A 10,129-nucleotide genomic window follows, 5' to 3' on the forward strand; every position below is an offset into this window, starting at 1 on the left:
CCTCACCCAGATCGCCGAGTTCGAATCCCCCGAACACGCCGAGTCGATACGTGACGTTGACGACCACCACGTTGCCGTTCTCGGCCAGCCGCGAGCCGTTGTACAGCTGCAGCTGGCCCGCACCGTAGACGAAGGCCCCGCCGGGGATCCACACCATCACCGGCAACGTGGTGGTCGTCAACGTCACGTATCGACTCGGCGTGTTCGGGGGATTCGAACTCGGCGATCTGGGTGAGGGATTCGACGACAACCTGTGTCTGCGGGACCAGATCGCCGCACTGCAATGGGTGCGCGACAACATCGCCGCATTCGGCGGCGATCCCCGGCAGGTGACGGTGTTCGGTGAATCGGCCGGTGCCACATCGGTGTTGGCACTGCTGGCCAGCCCGGCGGCCGACGGGTTGTTCGACCGGGCGATTGCGCAGAGTCCGGCGTTGCCGTTGATCGCCGACCGGGAAGACCGGGCCCGTCAGTCGCGCCGCTTCATGCAACTGCTCGGGGTGGGGGCCGAGCAGCTCAAGGTGCTGCCACAGCGGCAACTGCGCCGGGCCGCGGGGCAACTGCAGCTCGAGAGTGCCCAGGAGACACCGACGTTGGCTTACGGGCTGACCCACGGTGTCGATCTGCTGCCGTTGCATCCGACCGAGGCGGCGCGCGCGGGTGTGGTGTCCGCGGTGCCGTTGATCATCGGCACCAACAGCCACGAGGCGTCGATGTTCGCCTGGGGTAAGCCGCCGATGCTGCCGACCACCCTGGCCGGGGTCGAGGACTATCTGCGGCGCCACGGTCCGGATGACCGCGATCGGGTGCTGGCCGCCTATCCCGATTTTCCGCGCCGCCGGGCGCTGATCGCCTTTGGCTCCGACGTCATGTTCGGTGCACCCACCTGGGCGTTCGCCGATGCTTACAGTGCACATGCGCCCACTCACGTGTACCGGTTCGACCACACCACGTGGACGCTCAAGGTGCTGGGACTTGGCGCCACCCACGGCAGCGAGATCGTGCACATCCAACACAGCTACGGGTCATATCTGGGACGCAAGCTGCACCCGTTGGGTCGCCGGGTACAGCCGTCGGTCGGTCGGCGAATGCAACGTACCTGGCTGGACTTCGCCCGGGCCGAGATCGCTGACTGGCCGGAATACGACACCGACCGCCGGTTGACCCGGGTGATCCGGTCCACGCGTGACGAGACCGTGGCCGATCCCGACGCGGTGCGACGCCAGGTGTGGGACGGGGTGGATTAGCGGCCTACTTGCCGTAGCGCTCGTCGGTATACCGGCGGAGGTTGTGCAGGAACCGCTGGAACAACCATGCCATCACGGGCTGTCCGAGCGTCATCCCGAGTCGGCCGGCCAGTCCGCTGGGTTTCATGGCCATCACCCAGGTCAGGTGGCAGCCGTCCCCGGTCTCCACGACGCGGTAGTCCTCGGCGAAGGCCGATATCGCGTTCGAGGTGCTGGTGTTGAACCGGAAAGCTATGTGGGAGAAGGGTTCCCAGGCCAGGAACTCCTCGTCACCGGTGATGTGCCCGCGCATCGTGACGGTGCGGGTGGTGCCCACGCCGCGGGGTTCTGGGCTGGTCCATTCCACATTGGTGATCACCGTGGCCCAGTGCGGCCACGAGGTCGCGTCGCTGAGCACCTCGAACAGTTGCTCTGGAGTGATGGCGAGGTCGACGGTGCTGACGAAGCGGAACGGCGCACGGTCGATGAAATCCAACTCGACGCGTTCGCACTGGTAGGTCCGGGCCATGGGTAGACACCCTAGGGGAGAGTGTCTAGTGGTGGGTCAGCCCGGCCCGTCGCCGGCCGCCGCCAGCAGCGGGACCACCACGTCGCTGATCGGTGTCGGCAGGCCGTGGGCGGCCGCCTTGCGGACGATGACGCCGTTGCGGACATCCCACTCCAGCGGTCGGCCGGCCTGGTGGTCGGTCAGCATCGAGGTGGTCAGGTCCTCGGGCGCTGCGGCCAACATGGAGACGATCTCGCCGACCACCTCGTCACCCAGGTCGGCGCCGTCCGCGCGGGCAACCGCCAGGCACTCGGACAGATAGCGCCGCGCCAGCGCGGCCACATCGTCACGGCGGAACATGCCCGCTCGCCGGTCGGACAGCACCATTAACCCGACCACGGCATTGACCAGCAGCTTGCGCCAGGTGGCGCTACGGAAATCAGGATCCAGTTCGGCGGTGATCGCGGTGCCGTCCAGTGCGTCGGCCACGATCGTCGCCGCCGGGGTGTCGGGCAGTACCAGCCGGGCCTCGCTGCGCAGGCGCACCCAGCCGCCGGGCTGCATCTCCGAGGAGATCCACACCGCCGCCGGCACGACGTGCGCCTCGTCGGTGTGCGGGCCGACGGCGCTGACCCGCTCGACCTGCTCGACGCCGTTCTGCAGCGCGCACACCACGGTCTTCTCGTCGCACAGCCGGTCCAGCCACGCCCCCGCCTGCGCGTTCTGGGTGTCCTTTACGGCAAGAAAGACCACGTCGAGCGGGCCTTCCACGCTGTTGGGATCGGTGTGCACCGGCCCCGGTACCCGGATGGGTTCCCCCTCGTCGGGCCGGACTTCGACGCCGTCGCGCGGGGTGCGGCCACACAACAGAACCGACCGTCCGGCCGCGTGCAGGAGCGCCGCGATGGTCGATCCGATGGCGCCCGGGCCGATGACCGCGATGGGGTAGTTCAGTGCTTTCTGGCCTTCGCGCGAGCGCTCATCCACATCGCCACGTTAGCGCCGCCGGTCGACTCTCTAGACTGTTCACTCGTCACCACCAGTCTTTCTCGACTCAACACTCAGGAGTTTTCGTGCTGCGCAGTCATGCCGCCGGTTCGTTGCGGGCCACCGATGCCGGTCAGACCGTGACACTGGCGGGTTGGGTGGCGCGTCGCCGTGACCACGGCGGCGTCATCTTCATCGATCTGCGCGACGCGTCAGGGGTGTCGCAGGTGGTGTTCCGCGAGGGCGACGTGCTCTCCGCCGCCCACCGGTTGCGCGCCGAGTTCTGCATCGCCGTCACCGGCGTCGTCGAGGTACGTCCGGAGGGCAACGAGAACCCTGACATCCCGACCGGCAAGGTCGAGGTGAACGCCACCTCGCTGACCGTGTTGTCCGAGAGCGCCCCGCTGCCATTCCAGCTCGACGAGACCGCGGGTGAGGAAGCCCGGCTCAAGTACCGCTACCTGGATCTGCGCCGCGAGGGCCCGGGTAACGCAATCCGCTTGCGCTCCAAGGTGAACGCCGCCGCTCGCAACGTGTTGGCCGAGCATGACTTCGTCGAGATCGAGACCCCGACGCTGACCCGCTCCACTCCGGAGGGCGCGCGCGACTTCCTGGTGCCCGCGCGGTTGCAGCCCGGCTCGTTCTACGCGCTGCCACAGAGCCCGCAGCTGTTCAAGCAGCTGCTCATGGTGGCGGGCATGGAGCGCTACTACCAGATCGCGCGTTGCTACCGCGACGAGGACTTCCGCGCCGACCGGCAGCCGGAGTTCACCCAGCTGGACATGGAGCTCAGCTTCGTCGACGCCGACGATGTGATGGGAATCGCCGAGCAGGTCCTGCGGGCGGTCTGGTCGACCATCGGTTACGAACTGCCCCTGCCGTTGCCGCGGATCAGCTACGACGAGGCGATGCGCCGGTTCGGTTCCGACAAGCCGGACCTGCGGTTCGGCGTCGAACTCATCGAGTGCACCGAGTACTTCAAGGACACCCCGTTCCGGGTGTTCCAGGCCCCGTATGTGGGCGCGGTCGTGATGGAGGGCGGAGCGTCACAGCCGCGTCGCACCCTCGACGGCTGGCAGGAATTCGCCAAGCAGCGCGGCCACAAGGGCCTGGCCTATGTACTCGTGGGTGAGGACGGCACGCTGGGCGGTCCGGTGGCCAAGAATCTCACCGACGCCGAGCGCGACGGTCTGGCGGCCCACGTCGGTGCCAAGCCCGGTGACTGCGTGTTCTTCGCGGCGGGTCCGGCCCGCACGGCGCGCGCGCTGCTGGGGGCCACCCGCATCGAGATCGCCAAGCGCCTGGATCTGATCGACCCGGCCGCCTGGGCCTTCACCTGGGTGGTGGACTTCCCGATGTTCGAGCCGGCCGACGTGGCGACGGCCTCGGGCGACGTGGCCGTCGGTTCGGGTGCCTGGACGGCCGTGCATCACGCCTTCACGGCGCCGAAGGTCGAATCGGAGGACACCTTCGACACCGACCCCGGCAGCGCGCTGTCCGACGCTTACGACATCGTCTGCAACGGCAACGAGATCGGCGGCGGCTCGATCCGTATCCACCGGCGCGACATCCAGGAGCGGGTGTTCGCGATGATGGGCATCGACCATGCCGAGGCTCAGGACAAGTTCGGATTCCTGTTGGACGCCTTCGCCTTTGGCGCACCGCCGCACGGTGGCCTGGCCTTCGGCTGGGATCGCATCACCGCGCTGCTGGCCGGGGTCGACTCGATTCGCGAGGTGATCGCGTTCCCCAAGTCCGGCGGCGGCGTCGACCCGTTGACCGACGCCCCGGCGCCCATCACCGCACAGCAGCGCAAGGAATCGGGGATCGACGCGAAGCCCGAGTCGAAGGCCAAGGCCGAGGACAAGCCGCAGGTGAAGGCCTAACCCCTCTCGGCTCTCTGTGCGCGGTTCACCACGGCGAAGTTCGAGTCTGGAATAGAAGGCCCCACCGGAGAAGCTGGAGAAGGCATGAGCGACATCGATCCGAACATCGACAAGACCGAACTGGTCGCCGACGTGGCGGCCCTCGACAACTTCAACCGCAACGTCGTCGAGGAATTCCGGGCCAATGGCGGCAAGGTGGGCGGGCCCTTCGAGGGCGGCACGCTGCTGCTGTTGCACACCACAGGAGCCAAATCCGGGCAGCCCCGGCTGTCGCCGCTGGCGTATCTGGACATCGACGGCTCGGTGCTGATCGTCGGTTCCTACGCCGGTGGGCCCAAGGACCCCGCATGGGTGCACAACCTGCGGGCCAACCCGCAGGCCCGGATCGAAATCGGTGCCGAGGCCTACGACGTGGTCTCACGCGAACTGCCCGACGACGAGCGCGACGCCGCCTACCCGAAGATCGTCGAGCGCGCCCCGGTGTTCGCCGAGTACCAGTCGAAGACCAGCCGGGCCATCCCGCTTTTCGAGCTGGTTCGCGCCTAATATCCTTGCGCCGAAACCGCATTCCAGCAGGCGCTTACTCGCACTTTCTCTGCTGGAATGCGGTTTCGGCGGGGGATCAGGCGAGCCGCTCGATGATCGTGGCGTTGGCCATGCCGCCGCCCTCACACATCGTTTGCAGGCCGTATCGTCCGCCGCGCTGCTCGAGCGCGTTGACCAGGGTGGTCATGATGCGCGCTCCGCTGGCGCCCAGCGGGTGTCCGATCGCGATGGCCCCGCCGTTGACGTTGGTCTTGCCGAGATCGGCGCCCGTGTCGTGCGCCCAGGCCAGCACCACCGGAGCGAACGCCTCGTTGACCTCGAACAGGTCGATGTCCGCCAGCGTCAAACCCGCACGCGCCAAGACCTTTTCGGTGGCGGGGATGACACCGGTCAACATGTAGAGCGGGTCTGACCCCACGACGGTCGTGGTATGGATACGAGCCAGCGGCTTGAGTCCGAGCTTCCGGGCCGTGGCACCGCTGGTGATCATCACCGCCGCGCTGCCGTCCGACAGCGGTGACGAGTTACCCGGGGTGATCTCCCATTTGATCTGGGGGAAGCGCGCGGCGTAGGCCTCGTTGTAGAAGGCGGGCTTCAGCCCGGACAAGGTCTCCACCGTCGTTCCCGGCCGGATGATCTCGTCGGTGCTCAGCCCGGCGACCGGGGCGAGTTCGGCCTCGAACAGTCCATCCTTGGTGGCCCGCGCGGCCTTTTCGTGGCTGCCTGCCGAGAACTCGTCGAGCTGGGCGCGGGAGAATCCCCATTTGGCAGCGATCAGCTCGGCACTGATCCCTTGCGGTACAAGGCCTTCGGAGTAGCGCTTCGCAAAGTCCAGGCCGAACGGATCGCTGCCCGGTAGTACCGAACTGCCCATCGGTACCCGCGACATGGACTCCACACCTGCGGCGATCACGATGTCGTAGGCGCCGGCCAGCACCCCCTGGGCGGCGAAGCTGATCGCCTGCTGGCTGCTGCCGCACTGGCGGTCGACGGTGGTCCCGGGAACGGTTTCGGGGAAGCCTGCGCCCAGCAGTGCGTTGCGGGCCACGTTCACCGCCTGGTCGCCGACCTGGGTCACTGCGCCGGCGATGACGTCGTCGACGAGTACCGGGTCGACGCCGGTGCGGGCGATCAGCTCCCGCAGGCTGTGCGCCAGCAGGTCCGCCGGCAGAACGCCGTGCAGCGCGCCGTTGGCTTTGCCTTTGCCGATCGGGGTCCGGACCGCTCCGACGATGACTGCGTCCCGGTCTGCATATCCGGTCATCTTGGCCTCCTGATGCTCCACGCTGAGTATTGTGATGACTACCCAGATATAGCACCTGGGTATAGTTAGAACAACTCAGGGATGGGGTTTGATTCCGTGGGAATGCTGCAGGGCAAGCTGGCCGACCGAGACGCCTGGTCGGCGGTGGGGCACTGCCCGATCGAGCGGACCATGGCGTTCGCGGGTACCAAGTCGGCGATGTTGATCATGCGCGAGGCCTTCTACGGCACCACCAGGTTCGACGATTTCGCCCGCCGGGTCGGGATCACCAAGGCAGCGACATCGGCGCGGTTGTCCGACCTCGTGGCCGCCGGACTGCTGGCGAAGCGGCCCTATCGTGAGCCCGGCCAGCGGGAACGCGACGAGTATGTGCTCACCGACTCCGGAACCGACTTCATGCCGGTGGTGTGGGCGATGTTCGAGTGGGGTCGCAAGCATCTCGGCGACACGGGCCTGCGCCTAGCGCACGACGGGTGCGGCGCACTGGCCGGCGTCGAGATCCGCTGCGACGAAGGGCACCCAGTGCCGGCCGACGAGCTTGTCGTGCGCTTCGAGCGTCCCACGTCGTGACCGTAGGCGCACGTGCGGTCGAGATCCTGGCCGAACACGGTCAGTGGCGTATCGAGCCGGGGCTCGCCGAGGCCGAACTGAGCACACTCGAATCACGATTCTCCTTGTGGCTCAACGATACTCACCGCGACTTCCTGTCCGCCGGGCTGCCGGTAGGGGACGGCTGGCCGGACTGGCGCAACGCCGACGAAGTGACGCTTCGGGCGCACATCGGCCGGCCGGTGCGTGAGTTGCTGCGCGCCGTCCGCGAGGGTGGGTTGTGGCACCCCGCCTGGGGTGACAATCCGGGTGGCGACGCGGCGCTGAAGCTGGCCAGTGCCAAACTCGCCCAAGAACCCAGGGTGGTGCCGGTCTACGGGGTGGCGTTTCTGAAGCAGGGGCCGGGTGCCCACCCGGTGTGGGCAGTCCAGGACGGCGGCCGGGGAGTCACTGCCGTGGCCGCGGACCTGATCGGACTGGCTCAGTTGCTGACCGGTCAGCCCGTGACGTCACCCTCGTCTGTCGGCGATCCTCCGTTCCTGCCGGCGCCGCCACCCGCGCCGGACGTGCCGGAGCTGGACGCGCCGCCGTTCGCGCCCGATCCGGTGAACGTGCCGCCGCCGGCGGTAGCCCCACCACGCGATCCCGGCGCCGCCCTGGCCGCGACGGGGGTCGTCCTGGACGAACTGAAACGCCACGACGACGTGCTGGCCCACCGCGCACCCATGTGGACAGTCCCGGTGCCGCCGGGTGTTCCTGCCGCGGAGGCGTGGCTTGCGGTTCGCGCGCAGTTTCCGGTGACGGGATTGTGGCCCGTGCTGCTCACCGACATGGCCTGGCACCGGATCGGGATGGACGGTGTGGCCGACGAAACACCGGTATTGGCAGCGGAACTCGACGGCACTCGATGGCTGGAACGCGAGTTCGAGATCCGCACTGCCGGGTACGACATCCCGCGTTATCCGTCCGGGTTCGACACCGGCGACCCGGGGGACTGGCGGCAGCAGTTCGCCGCCTTCGACTCTCGCGGCGACTACACGCGGCTGGCATTGATTCCCACCCCTGCGGATTGGCTGGTTCCCGGACTGCTGCAGTGGTCGGGCGCGATCAATTCGGGCGTCCTCGGTGCCGAGCACGCGGCGATCTTGAGGCGCTGGTCCGCCCACTACGGGACCGAGATGTTGGCCCTCGACGACGAATCTCTGGTGCTCGTGGTCGATCAGCCACCACGAAGGCTCCAGGACGCGCTCACCGCCGCCCTGGAGGCCTATCTGTACTGCGACGACGCGGTCAACACCGAGGCCGGTTCGCTCGATGCACTGGCGCGCATGCTGGCGCGTCCGCTGTGGGTCTTCTGGTGGGATTGAGAACGCTACTCTCGGCCCGTGCTCCACTTACGCGTGATCGCGCCCACCGATCTGCGACAGCCGATCCTGAACGTCCTCGACCGGGAAGCCGGCGTCACGAATGTGGTGCTGCACGCCGGGGATGCGAGGGATCCGGCCGGTGACGAGATCACGGCCATCCTGGTCCGGGAGGCGGCCAACGATGTGGTGGAGCGGCTGAAATCCCTTGATGTGCCGCACTTGGGGGCCATCACCCTCGAGCCTCTCGACACCGTCCTGTCCGCGTCGGCCTTTCATGCCGAGGATGCCACCGAGGGAGACGGCGCCGATGCGGTGATCTGGGACGAGCTGGTGTCGCGGACCCGCGAGGAGTCCAGCCTCAACGCGACGTATCTGATGTTCCTGTGCATCGCGTGCCTGCTTGCCGCGATCGGCGTCATCACCGACTCCGCGGTCACCGTGGTCGGTGCCATGGTCGTCGGGCCCGAATTCGGACCGCTGGCGGCACTTGCAGTCGCGCTGGTGCAGCGACGGATGTCGCTGGCCCGCCGCGCGGGCGCGGCGCTGTTGATCGGCTTCCCCTTCGCGATGGCCGTCACCGCCCTCGCCACCTTGGGCTTCGAAGCTCTGGGGTGGGTGTCGTTGACCAGCTTCCGTGACCTGCAGCAGGTGGATTTCATCTTCCAGGTGGGCCCGTTCTCGTTGGTGGTGGCCCTGCTGGCCGGCGCGGCCGGGATGTTGTCGCTCGTGTCGGCGAAATCCGCGGCACTCGTGGGTGTCTTCATATCGGTGACGACGGTTCCCGCCGCCGGTTTCGCGGTGGTCGCCGCGACGGTCGGGGAATGGGACATCGCGGCCCGGTCGGTACTGCAGTTGGGCGTGAACCTGGTGGGCATCACCATGGCGGGTGTCCTGATGCTCGCGATTTATCGCAGATTCGCGACCCGCTGACGGGACCGCAACCTCACAGGTGGCTGATGCCCGTGGCCAGGAAGTACACGCCGACCGCGCCGGCGATCACGGCCACGACCAGCCGATGGTGAATTCCCATCCACTCGTAGATCCGCTCGACGCCGGACCTCGTGGCGGCCGGAGCCACCCAGAAACTGATGATCGGGATGATCGCCGCGAGGAAACCGACCAGATTGAACACGACCATCGCGGCCATCTGCTCGGTCACCGCAGCGCCCGAGGTCAGGGCGGCAGCCATCGCGGCCAAGTAGTACGGCGTGGGGAAACCGTTGATCAGGCCCAGCAGTCCGGCGGCCCAGGGCGCCTCGCCTCGCAGCGCGGCCTGCATCCCATCCGGCAGCTTCGACAGGCCCGGCACCGACTCCGCCGAGGCTGCAGCCGGAGCCGTCCGGCGCGCGCGCACCCTCGTGACCAGGCGTTCGAGCACACCAGTGATGGACAGGACGCTGATCGCCAGCGCCACCACACCGATGCCGATCTCCAGGCCCGGAGGCATGCTGCTCCCACCGTCGCCGGTGACGTTCTTGAACACGAACACCACCGCGGCGCCGACCGCGACGTTGGCGGTGAACGCGAACAGGAAGAACGGAAGCAGCAACCGCACCGGCCGTGACCGAGACAGCATGAAGGCCACGACCCCGATTCTGAGCGGATCGACTGCCGCCACGACGGCCATCACCAGCACGGTGCTCCACATCGCCGGCGGCCACATCCCTTCGCCTCGGTTACCTCACCGCTGAATTCAACCAGCGCCGGGCAGATCCGGCCGAATCTGGGCGGCGTGATCGTGCGCACGGTGCGCCAAGCAAGCCCGGATCATCGGAGGGTGCGTACCGTTCTTCACT

10 protein-coding genes and 1 pseudogene are annotated in these 10,129 nt (G+C 67.7%); 6 read left to right on the top strand and 5 right to left on the bottom strand.

Annotated elements, in window-relative coordinates:
- On the bottom strand, nt 1-157 hold a 157-nt coding region (locus tag A5779_RS33225; RefSeq protein ID WP_330220087.1), incomplete at its 3' end, for a carboxylesterase family protein.
- A gap of 4 nt (nt 158-161) precedes the next feature.
- Here A5779_RS33225 and A5779_RS28280 point away from each other — a divergent pair.
- Nucleotides 162-1,247 (top strand): annotated as a pseudogene (locus A5779_RS28280) (carboxylesterase family protein); the annotation flags it as partial.
- A 4-nt stretch (nt 1,248-1,251) separates the two neighbouring features.
- Here the strand turns inward: A5779_RS28280 and A5779_RS28285 are convergent.
- Nucleotides 1,252-1,755, bottom strand: coding sequence for an SRPBCC family protein (locus A5779_RS28285; protein ID WP_064887049.1), 504 nt, complete (start codon nt 1,753-1,755; stop codon nt 1,252-1,254).
- A 36-nt stretch (nt 1,756-1,791) separates the two neighbouring features.
- Entirely contained in the window at nt 1,792-2,721 is a 930-nt protein-coding gene (locus A5779_RS28290) for an oxidoreductase (protein ID WP_413784946.1), read from the bottom strand.
- Between the two features lie 86 nt (nt 2,722-2,807).
- On the opposite strand from A5779_RS28290, the gene aspS reads away from it, so the two are divergent.
- Together aspS and A5779_RS28300 are read left to right on the top strand one after the other, a co-directional pair.
- A complete protein-coding gene (gene aspS / locus A5779_RS28295; protein ID WP_064887050.1) occupies nt 2,808-4,607 on the top strand; it encodes an aspartate--tRNA ligase in 1,800 nt (599 codons plus the stop codon).
- Nucleotides 4,608-4,691: 84 nt separating this feature from the next.
- Nucleotides 4,692-5,153, top strand: a complete 462-nt coding sequence (locus tag A5779_RS28300; RefSeq protein ID WP_064887051.1) for a nitroreductase family deazaflavin-dependent oxidoreductase — start codon at nt 4,692-4,694, stop codon at nt 5,151-5,153.
- Nucleotides 5,154-5,229: 76 nt separating this feature from the next.
- Here A5779_RS28300 and A5779_RS28305 read toward each other — a convergent pair whose 3' ends face one another.
- On the bottom strand, nt 5,230-6,417 hold the full coding sequence (locus tag A5779_RS28305) for a thiolase family protein (RefSeq protein WP_064887070.1): 1,188 nt from the start codon (nt 6,415-6,417) through the stop codon (nt 5,230-5,232).
- Nucleotides 6,418-6,498: 81 nt separating this feature from the next.
- Between A5779_RS28305 and A5779_RS28310 the strand changes: the two genes are divergently transcribed.
- Genes A5779_RS28310 through A5779_RS28320 form a run of 3 tightly spaced genes read left to right on the top strand, consistent with a single transcriptional unit; the run spans nt 6,499 to nt 9,263 of the window.
- Nucleotides 6,499-6,987 (top strand): winged helix-turn-helix transcriptional regulator, encoded by a 489-nt coding sequence (locus tag A5779_RS28310; RefSeq protein WP_276029082.1) that lies wholly within the window; start codon nt 6,499-6,501, stop codon nt 6,985-6,987.
- Nucleotides 6,984-8,333, top strand: coding sequence for a DUF4253 domain-containing protein (locus A5779_RS28315; protein ID WP_064887052.1), 1,350 nt, complete (start codon nt 6,984-6,986; stop codon nt 8,331-8,333). Before A5779_RS28310 ends, A5779_RS28315 begins: the two co-directional genes overlap by 4 nt.
- Nucleotides 8,334-8,351: 18 nt before the next feature.
- Nucleotides 8,352-9,263, top strand: coding sequence for a DUF389 domain-containing protein (locus A5779_RS28320; protein WP_064887053.1), 912 nt, complete (start codon nt 8,352-8,354; stop codon nt 9,261-9,263).
- A gap of 13 nt (nt 9,264-9,276) precedes the next feature.
- On the opposite strand, the gene A5779_RS28325 is transcribed toward A5779_RS28320, so the two are convergent.
- Nucleotides 9,277-9,996, bottom strand: coding sequence for a GAP family protein (locus A5779_RS28325; protein WP_236734912.1), 720 nt, complete (start codon nt 9,994-9,996; stop codon nt 9,277-9,279).
- Nucleotides 9,997-10,129 lie beyond the last annotated feature (133 nt).

The organism is Mycolicibacterium peregrinum, assembly GCF_001665625.1.
Lineage (GTDB): Bacteria > Actinomycetota > Actinomycetes > Mycobacteriales > Mycobacteriaceae > Mycobacterium > Mycobacterium peregrinum_B.

What these genes read in the sequence shown, in the direction of transcription:
- A5779_RS28285 (WP_064887049.1), bottom strand. Translation starts at nt 1,755, where the DNA reads ATGGCCCGGACCTACCAGTGCGAACGCGTCGAGTTGGATTTCATCGAC.
- A5779_RS28300 (WP_064887051.1), top strand. Translation starts at nt 4,692, where the DNA reads ATGAGCGACATCGATCCGAACATCGACAAGACCGAACTGGTCGCCGAC.
- A5779_RS28305 (WP_064887070.1), bottom strand. Translation starts at nt 6,417, where the DNA reads ATGACCGGATATGCAGACCGGGACGCAGTCATCGTCGGAGCGGTCCGG.
- A5779_RS28310 (WP_276029082.1), top strand. Translation starts at nt 6,499, where the DNA reads ATGGGGTTTGATTCCGTGGGAATGCTGCAGGGCAAGCTGGCCGACCGA.
- A5779_RS28325 (WP_236734912.1), bottom strand. Translation starts at nt 9,996, where the DNA reads ATGTGGCCGCCGGCGATGTGGAGCACCGTGCTGGTGATGGCCGTCGTG.